This window comes from Streptomyces sp. NPDC021562 (genome assembly GCF_040640875.1).
GTDB lineage: Bacteria > Actinomycetota > Actinomycetes > Streptomycetales > Streptomycetaceae > Streptomyces.
In genome coordinates this window covers 99005-123409 of sequence record NZ_JBFACN010000017.1, presented here as the reverse complement: position 1 = coordinate 123409, position 24405 = coordinate 99005, and the positions used below count along the sequence as shown (strand labels likewise).

Here is a 24405-nt window from a genome sequence, read left to right as displayed (position 1 = left end):
GGGGCGCGTGAGCCGTCTCCGGCCGTCCGCCATGTCGTACGGCCGACAGAGCGCCACACGACAATCGATCCTCGTGCTCACACCGGGCACCAGGTGTGCAGGACCGTCCGACAGGTGTGATCCACATCGCTCAGCGGTGAACCCGACAGGCGTGCGCCGCGTGGGGCGCGTTCAGAGGGCCCATTCCTCCAGGTGTGCGTCGGCTCGGCCGGGCAGTGGCCGCGTCGCGGCCCGCGCGGACCGACGCGAGTGCACGTACGAGCGCCGCGGAGTGGCCGAACGGTCTGCTCTCCCGGCAAAGTCGAGTTCGGCGGCGTAGGCCAGTACCAGGTCGTGCGCGCCGTACCGGTCACGTCCCCGGACGTCCAGCAGACGGGCACGCACCAGTTCCCCGGCAGCCGCGGCCGCCGCGTCCTGCGAGATCCCGGCCGCACTCGCCAGCGCGGCCGTGCTGATGTCAGAGGCCCGGTGTCGGGGCAGCAGACGGAAGACCCGCTTGGCCTCGGCACCGAGCGTCCGATGGGACCAGGAGAAGACACCGCGCAGAGTGTTCGCGCTGTCATCCTCGTCGAAGCCTTCAAGGCTGCCTCGCGCTGCGGCCAGTTCGGCGGCCAACCGGGTCAGCGGCTGCTCGGGTCGGCTCGCCGCCCGGGCGGCCACGAGGGCCACAGCGAGAGGCAGTCGGCCGCAGCGCGCCACGATCTCCTCGACGACGGCCACGCCGACGTCGGTCCGCGCGGGGCCGACACGTCGGAGAAAGCACGCCGTCGCCTCGGCCACCGAGGGCACGTCCAGGGAGAGCAGCCGTGCTCCGTGCGCGGTCGCCAGACCGATCAGCCGGCTCCGGCTGGTCACCACGACCATGCACTCGGGGGTTCCGGGGAGCAGCGGCCGTACCTGGTTCGCGTCGAGCGCGTTGTCGAGCACCACGAGTACGCGACGCCCGGACAGGACGCTGCGGAAGAGAGCCGATCTGGCCTCCACCGAGGCGGGGATACGGTGCCGGTCCACGCCCAGGGCTTCAAGGAAACCGTGCAGCACCTCACCCGCATCGGCGGGGTCACCGTGTGCCGCGAAGGCGCCCAGATCCGTGTAGAGCTGCCCGTCGGGGAAGTCCGCTGCCACGCGGTGGGCGAAGTGGACCGCCAGCGCGGACTTGCCGACCCCGGGAATGCCGTCGATGGCCAGCACACGCAGCCCGTCGCCGACCCGGTACGCGGTGTCCAGCGCCTGGTCGAGGGCTCGCTCGCGTCCGGTGAAGGAGGGCAGATCCGGCGGCAGCTGGGCGGGCTCGATCCACGGCGTTCCGGACCGCGAGAGGGGTGCCGCGGGCGGTGCTGTGGACCCGACGGACGCCGGTACCCGGGGCTCGGCCGGGCTGCCACGCAGCACGCTCTGGTGAGCGGCCCGCAGCTCCGCCCCGGGATCGACCCCGAGTTCGTCCGACAACCGGGCCCTGACGCGCTGGTACAGCTGGAGCGCTTCCGCCTGCTTGCCGTCCGCGGCCAGTACGAGCAGCAAGGACGCCTGGAGCGCTTCGTCGAGGGGGCAGCGGTCGGCTGCCTGTCGTACGGGCAGCAGGACGGAGCCGGCCCGGCCGCAGCTCAGGGCCGCGGTGGCCGCCTCGCACACGACCGGAGCGTATTCGTGTTCCACCATGGCGAAGGCCGGGTGCACCGCGGCGACAGCGCCCAGATCCTCCGCGCAATGGCCGTGCCAGAGGCCCAGTGCCTCCAGATACGTGTCGACGGCCGCCGGGAGGTCGCCCGTGGCGGCCGTGACGCGGGCCTGCCGGACGAGGTCGCGGAACCTCAGCAGGTCCAGACCGTCCGCGTCCACACGCAGCAGGTAGCTCCCCGCCTGCCCGACCAGCCACCGGCCCGACGACCTGATCGGCAGGCCCGGTTCGAGAAGCCGCCGCAGTGAACCGACACACCGGTGGACCGCGTTCACCGCGCTGACCGGTGGATCACCGTCCCACAGCAGGCCGATGAGTTCCGTCAGCGGGACGGGCTGTCCCGCGCCCGCCAGCAGCGCGGCCAGGATCAGGCGTTGCTGGCGCGGGCCGAGCGGGAGCTCCGCCTCGCCCCGCCAAGCCCGCACGGGCCCCAGCAGCGTGAAACGTACCCCTTGTACCGGCTTCGGTTCTTCGCCGGAGTGCCGGCGCGGTGCCACGGGCATCGAGGTGTCCTCCTTTCACTGTCCGGACGGCGATCCGGCAGCGGGTCCGCCGCGCGCTGTGCACCGCCGTACCCCTCCACCGACGTGGTGCCCGTCCGGCGGCCACGCCGAAAAGGTAGGTCCGGGCCGCTCGACGGGCATCAGTCGGTTGACTCACCGCGGTGAACGACACCCGACTTCGCACCGTCGGGGCGGCCGGAACACCCGTGACGACCCGGCTGCCTGTGCCCCGGGCGGCCCGGCGCACAGGTCGCTCGGCCTTCGGTCTTCGTCGTTCGGCAGGCCGCCACGGCCAGGAAAGAAATGTTTTTTGCATCGTGCCGAGAGATGGCTGGTCATTCGACTGATGGGCCTGCCCGTGAGAACGGCGAACCTTGACCGGGGAGCCGGTGCGCCAGGCGCCGGCTGTCCCACCCCGCCACTGGTTCAGGCCGAGGAGGACGAAGAGGGAATGAGCGTTACGGATGACATCGCGGAGGATGTGGACCTGCTGGTGGTGGGTGGCGGCAAGGCCGGCAAGACGCTGGCCATGGACACTGCGCGGGCCGGCGGCAGGGTGGTCATGGTGGAGCGGGGCATGATCGGCGGCACTTGCATCAATGTCGCCTGTATCCCCACGAAGACGCTGGTGACCAGTGCCCGGCTCGCCCGCAGGGCCCGCAGGGCCGAGTCGCTGGGGCTCCGGCTGGGAACGCCGCACGTGGACCTGGAGCTGCTGCGTGCGCACAAGGAGGGCGTCGTTTCCGACATGGTCGAGCTCAACCACCGGCAGTTCCTGGACAGCGGCATGGACTTCGTCCTGGGCACGGCACGTTTCGTGGCGGAGCGGACGGTTGAGATCGACCTCAACGACGGAGGACGCCGTGTCGTACGCGGTACCGACGTGGTGATCAACACGGGGACGGAGCCGCGCATCGCGGCGATTCCCGGGCTTGCCGAGGCGGAACCGCTGACCAGCGAGAGCATCATGGACCTGCGCCGCATCCCGGACAGGCTCGTGGTCCTCGGCGGTGGCTATGTCGGCCTGGAGTTCGCTCACATGTTCGCCGCGTTCGGCAGTCGGGTGACGGTCCTCGAACGCGGCCTCCACCTGCTGCGGAGCGAGGACCGGGACATCGCCACGGCCCTTGCGGCATACCTCAGGGAGGACGGCGTCGAACTGATCACCGGCGTGACGGTGAAGGAAGTGGTCCGAGAGCGGCAGACGGTGCGGGTGTTGCTGGGGGACGGGCGGTCCCTGACCGCCGACGACGTCCTCGCGGCGACCGGCCGGGACCCTGTCACGCGCGACCTCGACCTGGAGGCGGCGGGGGTGCGGACCGACGACCGCGGGTTCGTACGGGTGGATGACAGGCTGGCGACCGACGCCCCGCACACCTGGGCGGTGGGCGACGTGGCCGGCAGCCCGCAGTTCACCCACGTGTCGCTGGACGACTACCGCATCGTCAAGGCCAACATCAACGGCGGTAGGCGCAGTACGGCCGGCCGGCTGGTGCCCTGGAACCTGTTCACCGATCCGGAACTCGCCCGCGTCGGTCTCACCGAGGAGCAGGCCCGCGCCACGGGCCGTTCCATCAGGGTCGCGAAGCTGCCGGTCAAGGCCATCCCGCGGGCACGCACATTGCGGGACACGCGGGGTCTGTGGAAGGCGGTCGTCGACCGGGACAGCGAGCAGATCCTGGGTGTGGCCCTGCTCGGCCCGGAATCGGCGGAGGTGCTGTCCGCGGTGCAGACGGCCATGTGGGCCCAGATGCCGTTCACTCGCCTGCGGGACGGGATGATCGCGCATCCGACCATGGCGGAGGGGCTCAACGCGCTGTTCGCCTCCTGGGTGGAATGAGAGACCGTGCCGCTCGCCGTCCGGCGCCCTGCTGGCGGCTGCCCCATGGCCGCCGCCTCACATCGCCGACAGCGACCGAAAACTCTTCGGTCGCTGTCGGCATACCGGACAACCGTGCACGTCAGAGGCTTCGTCGCGCTGTTCGCCAGTCAGGACCGGTAGTTCTCCACCTGGGACTGTGGCCGCACACGGGCCTCGTCGGGGTCTTCCCCGAACTCGGCCCTGGCCCGCCGCTGCCGCAGTAGGTCCCAGCACTGATCCAACTCCCTTTCGAGTGCGCCGAGTCGGGCTCGATCCGCAGCGTGGTCCGCGTCATCCGCGGTGAGAGCGTCCCGCAGTCTGCGTTCCTCTTCCGCCATCTCTGTGATCCGGTGCAGGATTCGCTGGTCGGTATCCATCGGTGTGGTCTCCTGATTCATCGAGGGTATGGCGGCCTGGACGTCTCGCTTCAGGCCCGGTTCTCCGCCTGGAACATCCAGCTCTGCTTCTCCAGCGCGGCCGTCAAGGAGATGAGCAGGTCCTGGGTCACGGCGTCCGACCGTCCGGCCTCCTCGATGCGGGTGCGCATGAGGCCGATGAGGGTGGAGAATACCTGCACGATGTCCTCCACCACCTTCCGGTCGGCGATCCAGCCGGCCTGGAAGGCAGGCAGCCTGCTGCTGTCCGCGACGGTGCCGGCACGGCCGTCCGGGCTGATTCCGAGTGCGGCCGCCCTCTCGGCTACCTGGTCGGCGTAGTCCCGGGCCGTGGTCACCACTTCGTCGAGCTGCTGGTGGACGGCCCGGAAGCGGGGGCCGTAGACGTTCCAGTGCGCCTGCTTGGCCAGCAGGGACAGGTCCAGCAGATCCACCAGGGTCCTCTGCAGCACGGCACCGGTGTGGTCGCGGTCCTGCTCGGCGATTGGACTCGTGATGATGGTCATGATGACGTCTGATCCCTTTCCGGGCGAGCCCATCGGCCGTGGCAGACGGTCGGACCCCCACGACTACCGGGTGACGACGTGTCACCTGACGGAGGCTCGACGTGGGTTGCGGGACGCCCTCGACCCCCGATCCTTCCGTTTGCGCGGTCCGGGGTGATCCGTTGTTTGACTTACCGGCTCGGACGGAAGCCGTCGGTCATGCGGCCCGTGACCGTCCATGCCGGAAGGCTGTTGATCTGGGCCACGTCTGCTTCAGTCAGCTCCTTGCAGCCGCGCGAGATCTTCTCGGCCTCGTCGGAGGGCAGGGGACCCCCGTACTCCGCGGCTGGCGCGGTGATCGCTTCCGGCCCCAGCTTTCCCGGTTGCTTAGCACGGTCGAGTCAGGCCTGCTTCGCCCTCACCCACGATGCTGATTCTCACCGGCCCGTCCCCGACCCGGTCGTAAACAGGTCCGGGTATGGTTCCGGCCACTCCCGGCTCACCAACCGCGACGACGTCTCGCCGGGCTCGTCGACGGGGCGCCTCACCGGTATGGTCCCGGTGTTGGACGCTGTTCCGGAGTCCGCTACTGCGGCTTCCCGGCGCGGCTGAGCGCGCCGTGGAGCTGGGTCCGGCTGCTGACCCCCAGCTTGGGGAACGCCTGGTACAGGTGGAAGCCCACGGTACGGGCGGACAGCAGCAATCGTTCGCCGATCTGCCGATTGGTGAGCCCTGCTGCGGCCAGCCGCGCGATCTGCAACTGCTGCGGAGTCAGACGCTCCACCGAACCCTGGTTCCCCTCCACGTCCCGCACGGGCACCCCACAGGCCCGCAGTTCTCCCGCCGTCCGCTCCACCCACGGCTTCGCTTTCAACCGCTCGAACACCGTCAAGGCCCGCGCGAGTTCGGCTCGCGCCTCGCTCATCCGACGCCTACGGCGCAGCCACTCGCCGAACTCCAGCGACACCACCGCCCGCTCGAACGGCCACTGCTCTCCCACCGGATCCCCCACGACCGCACGGAACAGCCCTTCCGCTTCCTCCCCCTCGCACAGCAACGCCCGAGCCCGTCCCACGATCAGCCGCAGGCGGGGCGACATGCCCTCGGCCACCCACCGCTCGACCGCGTCCACCACCGCGACCGCCTCCTCCGGCCGCCCCACCCGGACGGCAGCTGCGGCCAGGTCCCCCACCCCGTACAGAGAGCAGTGGTAGTGCACCGGTCGCGGATCGGGCCCCGCCGTGAACAACCCGCGCAGCGACTCGAACTCCACCGCGTGATCACCCTCGGCGGCCGCCACCGCCGCACGCACCAAGGCCATACGCACGCGCAGCGCCCGGCTCTCCGACACGTCCAGCCCCTGCACGGCCTTCGCCATCAGCTCCCGGGCATCCGCCCCGCGCAACGCCAGCACCATCGCGTTCACGTACACGGCCACCCACGCAGCCGCCTCCAGTCCGTTCTCCTGTGCCATCCGCCGTGCGTCCTCGGCGGACTCCCACGCAGCGTCCCACGCACCGGCATCGAACTGTGCCAACGCCAGCGCCTGTCCCACCATGGCGTTGGAGCCCGGGGTCGGCGCCGTCCGGAGACGCTCCATCACCGCACTGAGCAGTTGCACCCCCAACGCCGTCTCGTCCAGGATCCACGCCGCGCTTCCCAGCACGCTCAACCGTCCCGGCACGTCGTCCGCCTCGGCCGCGGCGTGTCTCAGCGCTGCCAGCGCACCGCGACGGTCACCGAAGGGATCACAGCAGGCGCGTGCCCACACCTGTTCGTACACGCTGCCCACATCGCCCGGGATACGCGTCAGCAACCCCAGCGCCTGTCGGCGGAAAGTCTCGTCACCGCTGCAGTACAGCACCACCGCGCTGTGACTGACCGCGTCCAGCGCCGTCACCGGCGAGGCGTCCGCCATGTCGGCGGCCAGTGGCAGCAGATGCGAGAGCGCGGCCTTCTGCCGGCCTCTCGCCACCAGCGCCCAGCCTCTGCGCAACGCCGCCTCGGCCAGCATCCCGGTGTCGTCGGTCGCCGAGGCCACCTCGCCGGCCAGCGCCTCGACCCACCACGGCTCACCCGCATGCACAGCGAGATCACACGCGTCCAGCAATCGCCGTGCCCGCGACCATCCCGGTTGGCTCAACTGCGCCGCGCGCTCCAACGCCGCGGCCGCCACGCGATAGCCCCCACGCCTGCGTGCCCGTCCCGCCGTCTCCACCAGCGCGCCCGCGACCGACTCGTCCGGAGCCAGGGACGCCGCGGCCAGATGCCACGCCCGCCGGTCGGGGTCTCCCGCCAGCCCGTCGGCCAAGCGCAGATGAACCTCACGACGCTCCGCGAACGATGCGGTCCCGTACACTACGGACCGCATCAGCGGATGCCGGAACTCGACCGTCCCGCTCACCACACGCACCAGTCCCGCGTCCTCCGCGGCCGACCAGGCCGCGGCGCCCCCGCCGGGCACCGATGATGCCGCCGACAAGGCCGCCCTCATGTCCGGCCCGTCCGCCGCCGCCGCGAACAAGAGCACCCGGCGGGTCGCTTCCGGCAATCCGTCCAACCGTTCCGCGAAGGCGTGCTCCAACCGGGCCGGCAGCGAAAATCCCGCCCCCAGTGCTGGGTCCCACCTCGAAGAGCCCCGCTCTGCGGCCTCCCGCGCCAGCTCAACCAGGGCCAACGGATTACCCGCCGCGAGCCGCAGTATCTGCCCGCGCACCCTGCCCCGCGGGACCACGGGCTGCGCGTCCAGCAAGCGCCCAGCCGCTTCGCCCGACAAGGGCCCGACCGGCACCGGCTCGAAAGCGGACCACTTGGGCGGGGACGCGCTGTCGCCGCGTAGAGCGGCCAGCAGGCCCACTGGTTCGCCGGCTATGCGGTGCGCAACGAACAGTACGGTCTCCAGGGAGAAGTCGTCGAGCCACTGCACGTCGTCCATGACGAGCGTGACAGGGCGGTGGCTCGCCGAAGCCAGCAGCAGGTTCAGGGACGCGAGTCCGACGAGCAGTCGGTGGCCATCGCCTTCCGTGTTGCCGGCACGGGCAGGCGCGTGCTGCATGCCGAGGGCACGGTCGAGGGCCGCGCGCTGCGGAGCCGGCAGCCGGGGGAGGTGATCCAGGGTGGGCCTCAGCAACTGGTGCAGGGCGCCGTATTCCAGCGTGCGCTCTGTCCGGCTGCCGGCGCAGCTGAGAACACTGGTGCCGCGGCGGGCCGCTTCCGCCGTCGCGGCGCGCAGCAGGGTGGTCTTGCCGGCGCCGGGCTCACCTACGAGGAGAAGGGCACCCGCCTCTTCGGCCCGCTCAGGGAAAAGGCCTCGCAGGACACGCGACATCTCAGGCTCACGCCCGGTGATCCCGTTCAGTGGGTCCTCTTCCACGCCTCCACGGATCATTGTTCCTCCCCGGCTCCTCGGAATTAATCGGAAGCTATCACGGGAATGCTGGAGGTCCGGTTTCTTCTTTTCAATGGGAAGTCCAGAACGCGGTCTGGAGGCCGTATTTCCAGAGATAATCAAGAATTCCCGCGGGAAAGAGGAAGAATTCCAGATTCATTCCACAACCCGCGCGGGCCCACCGCCACGGTGTGCGCGGGCTCGGAACGCTTCACCGGAAGATCCGCCAGGGCGACGGGAGAGGAGTCTGTCAGGCCTGTCGTTGCTGACCTGCCTCGGTCTCTCGTACGGAACCACGGGGCACACGGATGCGCTCAAGAGCGGTCGTCGGACGGTGACTGGCCGCGGCTTTGTTCAGGCCAGGAGCCCTCACGCGGCGCTGCATCAGTCGACCGACCGTGCTCACAGGAGGCGGCACGCCGACGTCCGAAACGCAAGGCGCCTCACAGGTCCCGAGTTCCCGGCGCCGGTTGGTGCGCCGGCACCCGGTGTCCTCACCCGTTGCTCCCCCCAAGAGGTCAGTCACACGACGGATGGCGAACACGCGCGGGTCCGAAAGGCTGGTGCGGACACAGGCTCGGTGCGGAGGTAGGGATGAAAGCGTCTGACGGGACACGGTTCTGCCCCACCCCTCCGGCACTCCCACTGGCACGTCCGCCTGCCGCCGAGCCACTGTGCCTCTCCGTTCTCGGCCGGGCGACGTCCTCGGCGCCGCCCGTTCAGGCCTGGCGGCGTTGTCCGATGTGCCGGTTCGAGGATCCGGAGCTGCTCTTCCCGTGCCGGCGAGCCAGGACCGGCGCTCGGGCATCTCGACGCGGCGAAGGCCGTCTTCCTGCGATGCCCGGTCATCCAGCCGTGCCGGGACTGGACCCTCGACCACCACGAGGAGGCGGCGGCCTCAACGAGGAGAAACGGCGGGCCGTCAGGAAGCGCTCGGCCCGCGGAGCACCTCGACGCCTGGCCTCCGGCCGGCGGCCGTCGACAGAACCCGAGACCGACAGCGAGGACGCTGACCAGATGACTGAGCATGCGCACCCTTCAGATCACCCTCACGGCAACCGTCCGGGTACCCTCGAACTCGTCACGACCTTTCAGTTCCGGCCTGTGTCCCCAGAGCACGCAGCATCGGCTGCAGATTCAGCTACAGCGTTGAGATCCCTTCGCGGTGCGCATGGACCTCTTCGTGACCGCGGAGACGCGCGTCATCTGGGTGGTCGGCCGGGACCTGCTGTGGGGCGGCACCGACCGGCTCAGCGGCGAGGGCGACTGCAAGGTGTGGCCCAGCGCGGGGCCGCACGACAGACCGTTGCTCCACCTGAGACTGGAGGGCCCGTACGGGCATGCAACTGGGCCACCCTCGCCGGAAGCCTGCTGCCGCCCGTCTGAATCCTGGATCTCCGCTTCTGGTTCGTATGTGGTTTCCCCCAGCAGGACGATGCCTGCAGGTGAGGGCCCATGGTCATATGTCCGATGCTCCGGCCCCGGCCCGCCGACACACTCGACGCCAGCAGTGCTCCTCACTGGGCGGGAAGCAAGTCTCCGGCGAAGGATCCGACATGTACAGCGATGCACCGAACCACGTCGTCGACGCCGCCAACGGCGTCAGATACGCCTATCGACGCTGCGGTCCCTCCGGCGCACAGCCGCCTCTGCTCATGCTCCACCATTTCCGGGGCACCCTGGACAGCTGGGACCCGGCCCTGATCAACGCCCTGGCGGCGGAACGCGATGTCATCGTCTTCGACCACGCCGGGGTCGGCCTGAGTACCGGCCGCACCCCCCGCACCATTGCAGAGACAGCGATGGACACCCTCGCTTTCATGACCGCCGTCGGAGTGCCGAAGGCGGACCTGCTGGGATTCTCGATGGGGGGCTACACGGCCCAGGAACTGGCACTGCTGCGCCCCGCCGCCTTTCGCCGCCTGGTGCTGGCGGCCACCGCCCCTCGCGGTGGCCCGGCCATTTCCGGCTGGCCGGACGACATCTTCGCCCGCGCCGATGTCGACCAGCCGAGCCTGGAGGACTACTTGTACACCTTCTTCAATCACACCGAGGCCAGTCAGCGCAGTGGGCTGGAGTTTCTGGGGAGGTACATCGAGCGGGAGCGTAGCCGGGACCTGCCGGCCGGCCGAACGGCCAGGCAGGCGCAGTACGAGGCGATGACCGAGTGGGGCGTACCGGATCACGGTGCCTTGGAACGGCTCGCGGAAATCAGGCAACCCGCGCTCGTGGTGCACGGGGACAACGACCTCGTCACACCTCCCAGCGCGTCCCGTCTGCTCGCGGGCCTGCTCCCCGACGCGCGGGTGAAAACGTATCCCGACTCCGGTCACGGCTTCCTGTTCCAGCACCACGACGAGGTGGCGCGGGAAGTGCTGGACTTCCTGGCCGAAGGGTGCTGAAAACCGGCCGAACCCAGTCGACCGACAGATGCGGCACCTGCCCGCCATCAGCCACCATGTGAGTGCTGGCAGGGGCAACCGTCCTCCGGCTTGGGAGGAACGTTGTCGTTGGTGGGCCGTACGTCCGAGTTGCATGCTCTGGAAGCTCTGCTGGTCGAGGCGGAGAACGAAGGAGCAGCGCTGCTGCTGCAGGGCGACCCGGGGGTAGGGAAGACCGCGCTGCTGGACGCAGTGACCGCCCGTGCCCGGGCGGGCGGACTGCGTGTGCTCCAGGTCGTCGGAGTCGAGAGCGAGCAGGAACTCGCGTTCTCCGCGCTGCACCAGCTTCTCCATCCGCTGTTCGATCACCTCGCGGGACTGCCGGCCTTCCAGGGTGGCGTGCTGGAACAGGCGCTCTCCATCCGTGAGGGCTCGGCGCCGGGACGTTTCGCCATCTCGGCGGCGGCCCTGGCGCTCCTCCAGGCCGCGGCCAAGCGGCAGCCACTGTGCGTGGTGGTGGACGACGTGCACTGGATCGACCGTTCCAGCGCCGAGGTGCTGACCTTCATCACCCGCAGGCTCAGCAGTTGCCGGGCAGCCTTCATCATGGCCGCGCGCAGCGGGGCGCACGGCTTTCTCGATCCCACGGGTCTGCAGGTGCTCGACGTCGGTCCGCTGCCGGCCCCCGATGCGCTGGTGCTGCTCGACAGCAGTCACCCGGGGCTGGCCGAATCGACCAGGCGGCGCCTGCTGGACGAGTCCGAAGGCAACCCGCTCGCCCTGGTGGAGCTGCCGAGCCAGCTCACCGACGCCCAGCGGGACGGCGCCGAAGCCCTACCGACGAACCTGCCGCTCAGCAGCCGGCTGGAGAGCGTGTTCGCCGACCGCATCCGGCAGCTCGGCTCCGTGCCACGTTTCGTCCTGTTGCTGACAGCGTTGGATGGTGAGCGTGCCGGTAATCTGGGGGACATCCGGACGGCCTTCGGCGCAGCGGGCGAAGAGTGGGACGACGGCCTGCTGGACATGAGCGAGCGCACTGGACTGGTCCGTATCGACCACGTCGAGGAGCACGTCACCTTCCGTCATCCCCTGGTCCGATCCTGCGTGGTGCACATGTCCCCGGTCGGCCGTCGCAGAGCCGCGCACCGTGCGCTGGCCGAGGCCCTGAAGGCGGAGCCGGAGCGACGTGCCCTGCACCTCGCCCACGCCGCGGACGACCCGGACGAGGCGGTCGCCGTCGAACTCACCCGCGCCGCGGAGCGGGCCATGACCCGAGGCGGAGCCGCGGAGGCCGCCACGGCGTACCGCCGGGCTGTCGAACTCAGCCAGGACTCCACCGAACGCGCCCGCCGCCTGGAGCAGGCCGCGTTCGCCGCCGGCATCGCCGGTCTCCTGGGCACCGCCCAGGAACTGGCCGGCCAGACCACGGAATCACTACGGGGCGCGGCAGCCGCGGGCTACGTGCAGTTCCACCGGGAGGGAGACATCGACGCGGTCTACCGCATCCTTCCTCCGGCCATGGAAGCGGCACACGAAAGCACCGCCCCGGAGGACGTGGAGGCGTTCGACGACGCGTTCTACGTCCTGCTCAACGCGGCGGTGTGGGGAGGCCGTGCGGAACTGTGGCCTGCCGTCTACCGCGCGCTCGACCGGATCTCCGAGTCCGCGCGCATGTGTTTCGACTGCGTCGCCGACCCGGCGCGGACCGCTCATGACGTGCGGGAGCGACTGGACAGGGCGACGGCCGCGCTGTCTCCCGACACGCCGTTGTGGCGCGTCAACTGGCTGATCTACACGGCCATGTATCTCGACTGCTTCACGTTCTACGACGGCGTGTGGCGGGAGGCCGTCGGGCACAGCGCGTACGACAGCCTACGCTTCGGCTTGGTGGCCAGGGCCCACGAGGCGTTCATGCGGGGTGAATGGGACAGGATTCAGGCGATCGCGTCCCAGGGCATCGCGGACGCCACTGAACACGAGTACAACCTCATTCACGTCATCTTCACCTACGGACTGGCCATGGTCGCGTCCGGCCGCGGGGACGAGGAAGCCCTGCGCCGGCACTGCGACACGATCACCGCGTGGGCCCAGCCGCGCCGCATGCAACTGCTGATGTCCACGGTGAACGAGACCTGGGCCCGCGCCGCGGTCGGCCGGGGGGACTTCGAGGAGGCCTACCTGCTGGCCTCCGCGTTGACCCCACCGGGAGAACTGCCCTCGCACTTCCCCCATTTCTCGCGTGTGTTCCTGGAACTCGTGGAGTCCGCGCTGCGCACCGGCAGGACGGCGGCGGCGCGCGCACACGTCGAGGCGGGCCGGCAGGCGCGTCTGGACGCCATATCACCGCACCACGCGGTCATCCTCGCCGCGGCTGTCGCGGTCGTCGCCCCCGACGACGAAGCGGGCCCGCTGTACGAGGCGGCCCTGGCGGTGCCGGACGCCTCCCTGTGGACCTACGAATACGCTCGTATCCGGCTCTGGTACGGCGAGTGGCTCCGTCGGCGCCGGGAGTACACGGCTGCGCGCGTCCAGCTGAGTGCGGCGCTTGAACTGTTCGAGCAGCAGCTGAAGGCTCCGCTCTGGGCGCAGCGTGCTAGGGACGAACTGCGCGCGGCCGGCGTGGGAGTGGGTGTGGCGGACGCCAGAACCGGGGTGAAGATGAGCGCACAGGAGCGTCGCATCGCGGAACTCGCGGCGAGCGGGCTGTCCAACAAGGAGATCGGCCGGCAGCTCAACATCTCGCCCCGCACCGCAGGCGCGCACCTCTACCGGGTGTTCCCCAAGCTGGGCATCACCTCCCGCGCCGCTCTGCGCGACGCACTGAAGGCCTTCGACGAAGCCAACGGTACGTGACGGCGGCGCCGTCGGCGGTCGTGGACCAGGGCGGGGGCGCGGGACACCGTGGTCGGGACCACGGGTACGCCCGGGCAGGGCGTCACCGCGGAACTCAGTGAGCGCGGGTCCAGGGCTTCCACCCAGCCGTGTCGCACGCTCCAGCCGCACACCCGGGTGGCGACTGCGGCGTTCCTGGCCCACCAGAACGGCGGAGCTGACCCCCCTGCCCGACAGCGCCGACGCGAGCAGATCCCGCACATCCGCCAGCTCTTCCACCGTCTCCGGGCCGGCGGCACCCTCGGCCCATTCGAGTGTGCCGTCGCTCCACTCGACCACCACATCGAAGCGGTGACGCCCGGGGCCGAGAACCGTCGGCAGCGCCGCGCAGATCGAGCCCGCGTCCGCCGTCGCACGAGCGAGCACGGCGGCCCGGTACGTCGACCCGATGAACCTCCGCATGAACATATCGGCCCCCTCCGCACGACGATCGCTGACGAGTGGTGGACTGCCCCAGGATGAGGGGCACTTATGGATTGTTTGTGGGGTGCTTGCCCGATGGTGCAGTAACGGCTCACCGGACTGCCCGTTTGGATACGTGTGCGCCACGCGTCAACGACCGCGACGTTATGGTCGATCCCGATTGCACCGCGCACCCGCCAGGAGGCGAAATGAGTACGTTCCCCGTGCGGCGTCTGGACGTGGCCGTGCCGTCCGTGTCCGACTTCCGGCAGAGCTACGAGGCCGCCGTACCGCGGGTTCCGGAGGAGGAGCTGGAGTCCCTGATCCGCCGCGATGCCTCCTGGTCGGAGATCACCGGGCTCATCGACTCGGCGGCCCCGCACGGTTTCATGATCTTCGAGAAGAACGCGGCGCACCTCCTCTTCCGCCCTGCCGGAGACCGGGCGATCTGCTTCTGGTACCTGATGGGCAATCACACCATCGCCGAGCGCATGTACCGCCACGACCCGCGGACCATGCTCTACGCGCCGCTGCGCACCGCGATCTGGCAGGACGAGGCCGGAGCGGCCTGGTTCAGTGTGGACCAGCCCAGTACTCACTTCGCCGGGCTCGGTATCCCTGAGGTGACCGAGGTCGGTGTCGAACTCGACCGGAAGGTCGCCGCCCTCCTCGACTTCCTCGGTACCGACGTACCGCGCGAACTGCTGCAGAGCTGACTTGGCCCGGAGCCGGCGGAACACCGGCCTCGGACTTCGCCTCGCACACGTCCACTGATGCCGGCCGTGACACACGTATCTGTGCCGCCGTCTTGGGTATGCTGTCCATTGATCTCGGTCGCGCCTCCGCGCGTGCCGGTCAGACGATCACGGCGAAGATCACCACGGACTCCGTGGACGCCGCGCTCACCCTGTACTACGCCGCCGGACAGGTCCTCGCCGGGGCCGACGATTCCGCGGGTACCCTCGCCCCGACCTTCATCAGCAAGGTCACCAGGACGGGCACGTACTACCTGATGGTCGCGGGCTCGGGCACGCGGCCGCACGACCCGTCCGACTCCGGCAGCGGTAATGGCGTCACGAGCGAGGGTACGTACACGCTCAGCCTGAGCGCGGCCGTCCCCCACACGCGGTACCAGGCCGTCCACCTGCGGGCCCGGAGACGTCGTCGGCGCGGCGGTGGACGGCACCCCGGACAAGGTCGCGATCTACAGGCCGGACGGGACCGAGGACGAGGGCTCCACCGGCGACGTCACCCACAACCACCCCGCGTCCAGCCCTCTTCCCTCGGGCAAGGTCTCCCTCGACGACGTGGCGGCCGAGGACGGGTGGTACTGCATCGCGGTCACCGGCGACACCCGCGGCTCCTGCCGGCCAGTGCGGAGAAGCCCCTGGCCGACGCGATCACCGCCGACGTGCGCCGACGACTCCAGACCGATCTGGCGGGCAGCGGCATCAACAAGCGGTTCGGCGTTCGCGTGCTCAGCAGTGAGCACGGCGCCGACCCCGGCGACGCGAAGAACGTCGACCGTGTCGTCATCGGCGGGACCATCGAGGAGACGGGCCTGCCCACGCTGGGCGTCACCAGTTCCATCGACCCGGGCAACTTCGACACCTCGGACACGTCGATCGTGCTGCTGGACCTGCTCAACGGACCGGCGGACGACACCGTCTCACTGAACCACTACATGAAGCCGTCCAGCGACAGGATCACGTTCATCAGCACGGTCGTCTCCAACCTGGTCTCGCACGAGATCGGCCATGCGCTGGGCAACTGGCACACGGCCACCGACGGGACGTCCACGCTCATGGACAACGACAGCATGTTCCTCGGTATGGGTCCCGACGGCATCGACGGCATCGACGGCACGCCGACGACGACGTTCCGCAGCGCTTCGGAACCGATGCCTTTACCGACGTGGATGGGTTGACGGGGTGGAGAACACCGCGGTCCGCGCCGCCTACGCGCTGTCCCGCTGAGAGCGGGGCGAATCTCTCGTCACGATACGTGTGGTGAGGTGCGCACCCGCTCGACGCCCGCCCCCCACCGAACGACCCATGCCACGGCGGCATTGCGTGACGACCATGACGACAACCGCGCCCCACGGGACGCCGCCGCAGCAAGGGCACCACCTCCACGTCCAGACCCTGGTGAGCCGGTACCGCGCCGCTCTGGTCGTCTATGCCCAAAAGCTGGGCGACCTCCTCCTCGTGCATCAGGACCGGTGTGCCGTACGCGAGCCGCATGCGCTCCGCAACACCGATGGGGTCGTTGCGGGCATGCGTCACCAGGATCGCGCGCACGGCTTGCGGCTTCAGACCCAGCGCGTCCAGCGAGGCCCGCAGCAGGCGTGGTCGTTCGGATATCCGCTGTCCACCAGTGTGGCGTCGGCACCGTCTTCCACGATCAACCAGTTGGTGTTGCTGCCCGACACCAGATGGACGTAGTCGCCGACGTGCACGATGTCGTCAGCGCGCAGTTGCCTGCTCATGAGCGTTCACGTCTCAGACCGTCGCGAGGTACTGGTGGACCGAACGGACGGCGCTGGCGCCGTCGCCCACGGCGGCGGCGACGCGCTTCATCGAGGCCAGACGCACGTCACCGGCGGCGAACACACCGGGCACGCTGGTCTCGTACGGCAGCGGCTCGCGCCCCAGTTCCTTCCAGCGCGGTCCGAGGTCCGCCGACGACAACTGCCGGTCCGTCGGCACGAACCCGTCCGGATCCAGGACCACCCCGCCGAGCCATGTTGTCGCCGGCCGGGCCCCGATGAAGCAGAACAGGCCCGCGCAGTCGACACGGCGTGCCCCGGTGCCCTCGGCCCGGGTGGTCAGGGACACACCTTCCAGATGCGGCCTGCCGTGCAGCTCCGTCACCTCGGTGCCCGTGAGCACGGTGATCCGCGGATCGTTCAGGATGCGTTCCACGAGGTACGCGGACATGCGAGCGCCGAGATCGGGTCCCCGTAGCACCAGGGTGACCTCTGAGGCGTACCGGGCCAAATGCAAGGCGGCCTGCCCGGCGGAGTTGGCGCCGCCCACCACCGCGACCGGCCGGCCGGCCACCGCCTGGGCCTCCAGGTCGGTGGCCGCGTAGTAGATGCCGCACCCGGTCAGCTCGGTCCAACCGTCGAGGGGGAGCGCCCGGTATTCCGCTCCGGTGGCGACGATCACCGCACGCGTCTCGACGCGGGTTCCGTCCATCAGGATCACGACGTGGTCACGGCCCTCGGTACTCAGCCCGACGACACCGCACGGACTGGCGAGGTGCACACCGAACTTCAGCGCCTGTATGGCGGCCCGCGCGGTCAGATCAGCTCCGCTGAGCCCGAAGGGGAAGCCGAGGTAGTTCTCGATGCGCGCGCTCGTGGCGGCCTGCCCGCCGACGGCCACCCCGTCCAGCAGCACCGTCTCCAGGCCCTCCGAGGCGCCGTACACCGCGGCCGCCAGTCCCGCCGGACCGGCGCCCACGACGGTGAGGTCGGCCGAGCCGCGTCCGGTACGGCGGTAGGCGAGGTTGAGCTGCTGGCTCAGCACGCCCGGCGTCACACGCGGCGTCGCCACGGACGACGACAGTGCCGCGGGCAGGTCCTCCTCGGTGAGACCGGACGAACGCATCGCGTCCGCGCCCTGCGGGGAACCGCTGTCGAGCCACCGGTGCGGCACCCCCTGACGGTCCAGGAAGGTGCGCATGGCCAGGCCCGCCGCCGAGCCGGAGTCGCCGACGATCCGCAGCGTCTGCTCCGTCGCCTGGCGCAGCAGCCGGCGCCGGGCGAGGATCGCGCGCAGGAGCAGATCGGAGAGCTCGGTCTCCTGGGCCATCAGCCGGCGGAAGGCGGCCGGTTCTACCCGGTGGAGCGTGCCACCGGCCGCGACGCGTACGGTCAGCCCCCGCCGCTGCCCGGTGAGCAGGTTGAGTTCACCCGCGAACTGGCCGGGGCCGTGCGTCATGAAGAGGTGCCCGTCGCCGCCTTCGGAGGACGGGATGATCGCCTCCAGCGTCGCTGTCTCGCACAGGAAGAGGTCGACCGAATCGTCCTCGACCTGGTAGAGGACGTCTCCTGCCCGGACCTCCTCGCGGCTTGCGTAACGAGCGGCGCGGGCGAGCTGACCGTCGTCCAGCCGCACTTCGGCGGCGGTGGCGAGATCGTCGGGACGATCACCGATCTCGGGGAATGAGGTTGCCATGCCCGAAGAATGCCACCGGCTCACACCTCCGGGCCACTGATCGCCCTGTCGGTAGGGCTCCGGCGGCGCACATGTGCACATGAGGACAGTTTTCGTGCACGAAAGGCTCCACATGTCCGGGGGCATGTTCGGGTGGTGCCGCTGGGCAGTGGGGTGCGGATCCGACGAGCGTCGCGCGGTCTCTCCAGCGGCGCCGCCTAGCCGATACCGGAGGCATCACGTCCTACCAGCGCGTCGTCCGGCGAGAATGTTCTCGGCCTCGACGGGGGCGCGCTGCGCTCGACAACACGCCACGACGGCCGGCGGCTCGCAATGCCGCTCTCACAACGCACCGTTGCGGATGGCGTAGGCCACCGCCTGCGTCCGGTTGCGCAGGCCCAGCCGGGTGATGACGTCGTGCAGGACGTTCTTGATCGTGCGTTCCGAGTAGTTGAGGCGCCCCGCCACCTCCGCGGTGCTCAATCCCTCGGCCAGCAGCCGCAGGACGTCCACCTCCCGGGTGGACAGGTCGGACGAACCCGGTTGGTGCCCCGGCAGTGAGCGCAGGCGCTCGACCAGCGCGCGCACCAAGGTGGGCGGCAGCGGCGACTCCCCTTGCAGAGCCCTGCGGCTCGCCCGCACGATGTCGGCGTAACCGACCTCCCCGCGCAGCAGCACACCCACGACTCCCCGGTCGACCGCGTACAACAGATGCCGCTCACTGATCGAGTCCACCACCAGCAGCACCGGCAGTCCCCGTCCCCGGTCAGGCCCGGCGACCTCGTCGACACGTTTGAGCGTCGACGGGGTGAGCTTCTGTGCCAGCACCAGCGCCACGTCGGCACCGTGCCGATCCTCCCAGGGCACCACGCGCACCCCCGAAGCTCCGCGGAGATAGGCCTGCGCGCCCTCCTCCGTGAGCACGTCGCTCGCCGTCACGGTGAGCGTCACCGGGAGGGCGTCCCGGTCCTCACCTCTGCCCACGGCTCTCATCGCCGGCTCGTCCGGCACGGACGCCAGACGGAACCGGCCGACCGGCCCCGGACGCTCCGGCACCGGTGCCTTGACGGCACTTCGTGTCATGTGTGATCACCGAGTTCCTGCGATGCGCTGTCGAGTGTTCGTCGGGAGCTGATGCCCGGCGCGAGATGGACCGCCGGTCCGCGATCTTGTGAGGCGACATTCCACGCGCGGCCGTCCGGACGATGCGCCGTCCCTGACCGGTCAGGGCGGTGCCCCGGGCGCCATGCGCTCCGCCACTCGGCGACGTCGCCCACCGCGCCGGACCGAGGTTCGTCCAGGCGTGTGGGCCCGCCGTCGCGCGGCCAGGGGTGGAATACGCCAGAGCCTGGGAGAACGGCGAGTGAAGCGCAGGTGCGGTCACCGCGGATCAGCCCCGCCTTCTCCGCCGGGTCGAGGGGGCGTGTGCCGTAGAGGTGGGCCTCCGGCTTCATGCCGCATCTCCGGTTCGTTCGATGGCCTTCCCGCCCGGCACGGAGGCCGCCGGACCGCCAACGGGCCGCACGACCAGGCAGATCGAAGGCCCGGGCAGCCAGACCATTCCAAATGAGACAGGTGCTGCACCCCTGACATCTGTCATTCGACGTGGTCGGCGACAGATCAGGCCGTGGTTCCGGTGACCGTCCCCGTCGGCTCCGGACGTGACCGCGCGAGATCCTCGCGCCAGGGGGTTCACGGGCGCACTGCTCCGAGTGGTACTCGATGGTGTGCCTTGGTGGCCCGCACCGCTGGGTCGCGGAGTGGGCCACCGTGACATGGGCAGTTACTACTTGGCGAGGAAGGTGAGGAGGGCGTTGTTGACTTCCTCGGCGTGGGTCCAGAGCAGGCCGTGGGGGGCGCCGTCGATCTCGATGTAGTCGGCGTGGGGGAGGGCCTTGTGGAAGGGGCGGCCGGTGGAGTCGATGGGGAGGATGTTGTCGGCGGTGCCGTGGAGGATGAGCGCGGGGACGTCGATCTTGGGGATGTCGTTGCGGAAGTCGGTGGGCCAGGTCAGCGGGGCGGCCCAGGCGGCGTGGGCGCCGCCACCGGCGGCGACGTTCCAGCTGTTGCGGACGGCCTCTTCGCTGATGCGGGTGCCGAGGTTTTCGTCGAGGTTGTAGAAGTCGTTGTAGAAGGTGGTGAAGTAGGCGTAGCGGTCGTTCTTGGCGGTGTCGGAGACGCCCTGGAAGAAGGCCTGGTCGTTGGCGCCGGTGGGGTTGTCGTCGGTCTTGAGGAGGAAGGGCTCCAGGGAGGCGAGGAAGGCGGCCTTGGCGATGCGGGAGGAGCCGTAGGTGGAGAGGTAGCGGGCGACTTCGCCGGTGCCCATGGAGAAACCGACGAGGGTGGCGCCGTGGAGGTCGAGTGTCTCGACGAGGGTGTTGAGGTCGGCGGCGAAGGTGTCGTAGTCGTAGCCGGTGGTGGGCTGGCTGGACTGGCCGAAGCCGCGGCGGTCGTAGGTGATGACGCGGTACCCGGCGGCGAGGAGGGCGGTGGTCTGCTTCTCCCAGGAGTGGCCGTCGAGGGGGTAGCCGTGGATGAGGACGACGGGTCGGCCTGTGCCGTGGTCCTCGTAGTACAGCTCGATGTCGGTGGTGTTCTCCTGGCCCACGGTGATGTACGGCATGGTGGTGGCCTTTCAGGTGTGGGGCGGTGCGGCGGATCCGCACCGCCGGGCGACGGACCCAGCGTCTCTCGACAGCGAGCACGACCGAATCTGTCTAACGACTTATCTCTTGAACCCCGACCCACAACGCAACCTGCGCGGCAGGCCGGCACACATGGTCCGATCCTCGCGGTTCTATGGGTGTTTCCCGATGACGAGGACCGACCCGGGTCCGTCAACGCGTTCCCGGCATCAGGGCGGCGAGCCCTGCCACGGCCCTGGAACCTGTCGTGCAGTCAAATGACCGATGCTGTTCGGCGCTCCTGCTTCGCCGTGTCCGACTCGGCCAGTTTCTCTCTGGCCTGGACGGCAGGCGGCAGGTCCGGATCGTCAAGGGTTCTGAGGGCTTCGGTCCAAGCCCGCTGTGCGCCCGCCACGTCCCGGGAATCCAGCCGTACGTCGCGGAGTGCCGTCAGTTCCTCCGCCACGTTGCCCCGGCTGCCCGCCAGCCGCATCATTTCGATGCCCCGTTCGTAGTACGAGGCCGACTGGGCGTAGTCGCGTCGCCGGCGGAACACCTGTCCGATCACTGTCAGGGCCAGTCCCTCACCGTTGAGGTCGTGCAAGTCGCGGAACATCGAGGCAGAGGTGCGCAGGAGCCGCAGGGCCACCTCTGGATCACCGAGTTGCATGCGAGCCATTCCGGCCCCGGACAGAATGGTGGCCTTGAGCCGGCCCGGCTCGGGCCCGCTCACAAGATCCAAGGACGCTTCCAGATGGCGCAGGGCACGAAGGTGGTCTCCCTGGGTGTGATACACGAGGCCGGTGTTCCACAGGATGTGTGCCAGGTCGGCGGTGGAGTGCAGCTGTCCGACGTAATGACGTGCGTGTTCCGGATGGCCCAGCGCTCCGGGTAGGTCACCGAGGTGGTGCAGCGCGCCGGCCAGGCCGTGGTGGGTCCGCGCCATGCCCACCGGGTCCTCTGCCTTGCGCGCCGCTCGCAGGGCGGCCCGCATGGTGGCGGCCCGGTCGTACCACCATCCCATGCGCTGCTGGCACACCTGCAGGGTCACTGCCAGTTCCCAGGCCATCCGGCTGTCGCCGTGCGCAGCTGTGGTTTCCACCACCGAACGCAGCACCGCACGCTCCCGCGTGTACCAGGCTGCCGCCGCGGCGGCGTCCGGCAGCGGCTCCGGTGTCACGGACGGCAGGGGCGACGCGGGAGCGGCCGGTTGAGGTCCGGGCCGCAGCAGGAGGTTCGCGGCGTGGGCGGTCTGACGATAGTGGTCGTACATACGGGACCGGACGGTCGGCCGGTCCGTCTCGTACTGGACGGCCAGTTCGGCGGCGTACGCGAGGATCAAGTCGTGGGCCCAGTAACGGTGGCGCCCGCGCACGGTCAGCAGCCTGGCCCGTACGAGTTCGCCCACGGCCTGGGCCGCTTCGGGTGGGCTGATGCCGGCCATGCTGGCGAGGGCGGCGATGGTGACGTCGGGGCCGGGGTGCAGGGGGAGGAGGCGGAAGAGGCGTGCGGCCTGGGAGCCGAGGGCTCGGTAGGACCAGGAGAAGACGCCTCGCACGTCGTTGTCGAGGTTGTCGTCGCTGAAGCCGTCGAGGTTGTGCGCGGTGGCGGACAGTTCGAGGTCGATGTCGTGGAGGGTGCGTTCGGGGTAGGCGGCGGCTCGGGCCGCCACGGTGGCGACGGCGAGGGGGAGGCGGCCGCAGCGTTCGACGAGGGGGCGGATCTCGTGGGCGCCGGCGTGCGGGCGGCTGGTGCGGACGCGTTCGAGGAAGGCGGTGGTCGCTTCGGTGGGGGAGAGGACGTCGAGTGTGAGCAGGTGTGCGCCGTGGGCGGCGGCCAGCGCGGTCAGGCGGCTGCGGCTGGTGACGATGACCATGCAGTTGCCGGTCCCGGGCAGCAAGGGTCTGATCTGGGCGAGGTCACGTGCGTTGTCGAGGACGACGAGGACGCGGCGGTCGGCCAGGACGCTGCGATAAAGAGCGGAGCGGGTGTCGGGCGGGGCGGGGACGTGCTGGGGGGCGACGCCCAAGGCGTCGAGGAAGCCCTGGAGGATGTCGGCGGGGTCGGTGGGCTTGCCGTCGGCGGCGAAACCGCGCAGGTCGGCGTAGAGCTGTCCGTCGGGGAAGTCGGAGGCGACCTGGTGGGCGAAGTGCACGGCCAGGGCAGTCTTTCCGATGCCGGGAATGCCGTCGACGGCCAACACACGCAAAGCATCCCCACCCCGCGCGGCAAGGGCTCGGGCCTGCGCGAGCGCGTCCTCACGTCCCGTGAATCCCGGCAGGCCGGGAGGCAGCTGGGCCGGCCGCGCCGTTCTCACCGAAGGCGCGGCGAACGGTCCGGAACCGGCTGGAACCGGTGGGCCGTAGGCGCCGGCACCCCCGTCCCTCTCTGCCTCAGCGGGTGTGACGGTGTCGACGCGCTGCCGCAGAATCCTCTCGTGGGCGGCCCGCAGCTCCGCGCCGGGGTCCACACTCAGTTCCTCCTGCAATCGCAGCCGGATCTCCTCGTACATCGCCAGGGCCTCGGCCTGCTTGCCGTCCGAAGCGAGCACCAGCAGCAGGCGCGCCAGCAGCGCCTCGTCCAACGGATTGCGCTCAGCGGCCTGACGCAACGGCAACAACACCGCCTCGGCACGACGGCAGCGCAGCGCCGTGTCCGCTGCCTCGCACACCACCGACACGTATTCGTGCTCCAGCATGAGGAAGGCGGGGTGGCTGCCGCTGACCGGTTCCAGATCTGCCGCGCACCGCCCCTGCCAGAGGCCCAAAGCGGTGGTGAAGAGTCCCACGGAGCCTGCCGGGTCGCCCGCTGCGTCCGCCTGCCGCGCCTGATCGACCAAGGCGCGAAAGTTCAGCAGGTCGAGGCGGTCAGCATCGACGCGCAGCAGGTATCCACCCGCCTGCCGGGCAAGCCACCGCCCGGGCGACCTTGCGGGCAGGTCCGGTTCCAGGAGCCGGCGTAGTGCTCCGACGTACCGGTGCACCGCGTTGGTCGCACTCGACGGCGGATCACCGTCCCACAGCAGCTCGATGAACTCGTGCATCGACACAGGCCGCCCGGCACGCGCCAGGAGCACGGCGAGGATGAGCCGCTGCTGCTTCGGACCGAGCAGCAGCTCGCTGCCGCCCCGCCAGACCCGCACCGGTCCCAGGACCGAGAACTGGATGGCGCCGCCACCCGACTCTCGCGATATCCCTGTCATCGTGCATCTCTCCCTGCCGCCGATCCCGCGCCGGCTACCGCGTCACGCACCGGTAAGCGGCGCCGTCCAGTCACGGTCGGTTCGTGTCTTCGATGTGCTGCTCATACAGGCCGTACGGACGGCGGACATCCCCGCCCGTGTACGTGGCCGTCCAGGAGGTTGCCCGACCGGTGAGCCGTCGCGCTGACGCCAGCCTCCGCCGGCCGTCGGCGGCGGCCGAGCCGGTTCCGACGCGTGCGCGCTTGCTCGCGACAGGACGCTCTGCCCGCCGCGACGAGGCGCGTATCCCGGGTTCCCTACGGCCGACTGCTCCCGGACCGTGGTCGGCGCGAATATCGGTGCGGACCTCAGGAACATCCGACGGGGGGGGGCATCGACGTCAGCCGGAGGACCGCGCGTCGGGTCCGGTGGCGGCGGCCACTTCGCCCCTG

Annotated in this window: 14 protein-coding genes and 2 pseudogenes; 7 read left to right on the top strand and 9 right to left on the bottom strand. The window is 70.1% G+C overall.

Annotation, left to right across the window (positions count from 1 at the left end; translation table 11 throughout):
- Nucleotides 1-171 precede the first annotated feature (171 nt).
- On the bottom strand, nt 172-2181 hold the full coding sequence (locus AB0G52_RS26120; RefSeq protein ID WP_361339098.1) for a BTAD domain-containing putative transcriptional regulator: 2010 nt from the start codon (nt 2179-2181) through the stop codon (nt 172-174).
- Nucleotides 2182-2632: 451 nt separating this feature from the next.
- On the opposite strand from AB0G52_RS26120, the gene AB0G52_RS26115 reads away from it, so the two are divergent.
- A complete protein-coding gene (locus tag AB0G52_RS26115; protein WP_132892563.1) occupies nt 2633-4021 on the top strand; it encodes an FAD-dependent oxidoreductase in 1389 nt (462 codons plus the stop codon).
- A gap of 149 nt (nt 4022-4170) precedes the next feature.
- Here AB0G52_RS26115 and AB0G52_RS26110 read toward each other — a convergent pair whose 3' ends face one another.
- From AB0G52_RS26110 to AB0G52_RS26100, 3 genes are all read right to left on the bottom strand, one after another.
- The gene (locus AB0G52_RS26110; protein WP_132892620.1) at nt 4171-4419 is read right to left on the bottom strand and encodes a DUF2630 family protein; all 249 of its coding nucleotides are present in this window, start codon (nt 4417-4419) and stop codon (nt 4171-4173) included.
- 50 nt (nt 4420-4469) lie between these two features.
- Nucleotides 4470-4943 (bottom strand): DNA starvation/stationary phase protection protein, encoded by a 474-nt coding sequence (locus AB0G52_RS26105; protein WP_132892561.1) that lies wholly within the window; start codon nt 4941-4943, stop codon nt 4470-4472.
- 565 nt (nt 4944-5508) lie between these two features.
- On the bottom strand, nt 5509-8310 hold the full coding sequence (locus tag AB0G52_RS26100) for an AAA family ATPase (protein ID WP_361339093.1): 2802 nt from the start codon (nt 8308-8310) through the stop codon (nt 5509-5511).
- Nucleotides 8311-9051: 741 nt separating this feature from the next.
- Here AB0G52_RS26100 and AB0G52_RS26095 point away from each other — a divergent pair.
- From AB0G52_RS26095 to AB0G52_RS26070, 6 genes and pseudogenes are all read left to right on the top strand, one after another.
- A pseudogene (locus tag AB0G52_RS26095) lies at nt 9052-9252 on the top strand (WhiB family transcriptional regulator); the annotation flags it as partial.
- Between the two features lie 229 nt (nt 9253-9481).
- Nucleotides 9482-9598: pseudogene (locus tag AB0G52_RS26090) on the top strand (SsgA family sporulation/cell division regulator); the annotation flags it as partial.
- A 268-nt stretch (nt 9599-9866) separates the two neighbouring features.
- On the top strand, nt 9867-10712 hold the full coding sequence (locus tag AB0G52_RS26085; RefSeq protein WP_132892559.1) for an alpha/beta hydrolase: 846 nt from the start codon (nt 9867-9869) through the stop codon (nt 10710-10712).
- 111 nt (nt 10713-10823) lie between these two features.
- Nucleotides 10824-13544 (top strand): AAA family ATPase, encoded by a 2721-nt coding sequence (locus AB0G52_RS26080; protein WP_361339090.1) that lies wholly within the window; start codon nt 10824-10826, stop codon nt 13542-13544.
- 650 nt (nt 13545-14194) lie between these two features.
- Nucleotides 14195-14701 carry a DUF302 domain-containing protein gene (locus AB0G52_RS26075; protein ID WP_361339087.1) on the top strand — a complete coding sequence of 169 codons (507 nt, stop codon included), beginning with the start codon at nt 14195-14197 and terminating at the stop codon, nt 14699-14701.
- 98 nt (nt 14702-14799) lie between these two features.
- On the top strand, nt 14800-15912 hold the full coding sequence (locus AB0G52_RS26070; RefSeq protein WP_361339084.1) for a PPC domain-containing protein: 1113 nt from the start codon (nt 14800-14802) through the stop codon (nt 15910-15912).
- Between the two features lie 384 nt (nt 15913-16296).
- Here AB0G52_RS26070 and AB0G52_RS26065 read toward each other — a convergent pair whose 3' ends face one another.
- From AB0G52_RS26065 to AB0G52_RS26045, 5 genes are all read right to left on the bottom strand, one after another.
- A complete protein-coding gene (locus AB0G52_RS26065; protein WP_165939522.1) occupies nt 16297-16473 on the bottom strand; it encodes a hypothetical protein in 177 nt (58 codons plus the stop codon).
- A 13-nt stretch (nt 16474-16486) separates the two neighbouring features.
- Complete coding sequence (locus tag AB0G52_RS26060) at nt 16487-18169, bottom strand: cyclic nucleotide-binding domain-containing thioredoxin-disulfide reductase (protein ID WP_132892553.1); 1683 nt, start codon at nt 18167-18169, stop codon at nt 16487-16489.
- A 321-nt stretch (nt 18170-18490) separates the two neighbouring features.
- The gene (locus AB0G52_RS26055) at nt 18491-19231 is read right to left on the bottom strand and encodes a response regulator transcription factor (protein WP_132892551.1); all 741 of its coding nucleotides are present in this window, start codon (nt 19229-19231) and stop codon (nt 18491-18493) included.
- Between the two features lie 703 nt (nt 19232-19934).
- Nucleotides 19935-20771: an alpha/beta hydrolase gene (locus AB0G52_RS26050; protein ID WP_132892549.1), complete on the bottom strand. Its 837-nt coding sequence runs from the start codon at nt 20769-20771 to the stop codon at nt 19935-19937.
- Nucleotides 20772-21046: 275 nt separating this feature from the next.
- Entirely contained in the window at nt 21047-23974 is a 2928-nt protein-coding gene (locus AB0G52_RS26045; protein WP_361339079.1) for a BTAD domain-containing putative transcriptional regulator, read from the bottom strand.
- Between the last annotated feature and the right edge of the window lie 431 nt (nt 23975-24405).

What these genes read in the sequence shown, in the direction of transcription:
- AB0G52_RS26120 (WP_361339098.1), bottom strand. Translation starts at nt 2,181, where the DNA reads ATGCCCGTGGCACCGCGCCGGCACTCCGGCGAAGAACCGAAGCCGGTA.
- AB0G52_RS26115 (WP_132892563.1), top strand. Translation starts at nt 2,633, where the DNA reads ATGAGCGTTACGGATGACATCGCGGAGGATGTGGACCTGCTGGTGGTG.
- AB0G52_RS26110 (WP_132892620.1), bottom strand. Translation starts at nt 4,419, where the DNA reads ATGGATACCGACCAGCGAATCCTGCACCGGATCACAGAGATGGCGGAA.
- AB0G52_RS26105 (WP_132892561.1), bottom strand. Translation starts at nt 4,943, where the DNA reads ATGACCATCATCACGAGTCCAATCGCCGAGCAGGACCGCGACCACACC.
- AB0G52_RS26100 (WP_361339093.1), bottom strand. Translation starts at nt 8,310, where the DNA reads ATGATCCGTGGAGGCGTGGAAGAGGACCCACTGAACGGGATCACCGGG.
- AB0G52_RS26085 (WP_132892559.1), top strand. Translation starts at nt 9,867, where the DNA reads ATGTACAGCGATGCACCGAACCACGTCGTCGACGCCGCCAACGGCGTC.
- AB0G52_RS26075 (WP_361339087.1), top strand. Translation starts at nt 14,195, where the DNA reads ATGAGTACGTTCCCCGTGCGGCGTCTGGACGTGGCCGTGCCGTCCGTG.
- AB0G52_RS26070 (WP_361339084.1), top strand. Translation starts at nt 14,800, where the DNA reads ATGCTGTCCATTGATCTCGGTCGCGCCTCCGCGCGTGCCGGTCAGACG.
- AB0G52_RS26065 (WP_165939522.1), bottom strand. Translation starts at nt 16,473, where the DNA reads ATGAGCAGGCAACTGCGCGCTGACGACATCGTGCACGTCGGCGACTAC.
- AB0G52_RS26060 (WP_132892553.1), bottom strand. Translation starts at nt 18,169, where the DNA reads ATGGCAACCTCATTCCCCGAGATCGGTGATCGTCCCGACGATCTCGCC.
- AB0G52_RS26055 (WP_132892551.1), bottom strand. Translation starts at nt 19,231, where the DNA reads ATGACACGAAGTGCCGTCAAGGCACCGGTGCCGGAGCGTCCGGGGCCG.
- AB0G52_RS26050 (WP_132892549.1), bottom strand. Translation starts at nt 20,771, where the DNA reads ATGCCGTACATCACCGTGGGCCAGGAGAACACCACCGACATCGAGCTG.
- AB0G52_RS26045 (WP_361339079.1), bottom strand. Translation starts at nt 23,974, where the DNA reads ATGACAGGGATATCGCGAGAGTCGGGTGGCGGCGCCATCCAGTTCTCG.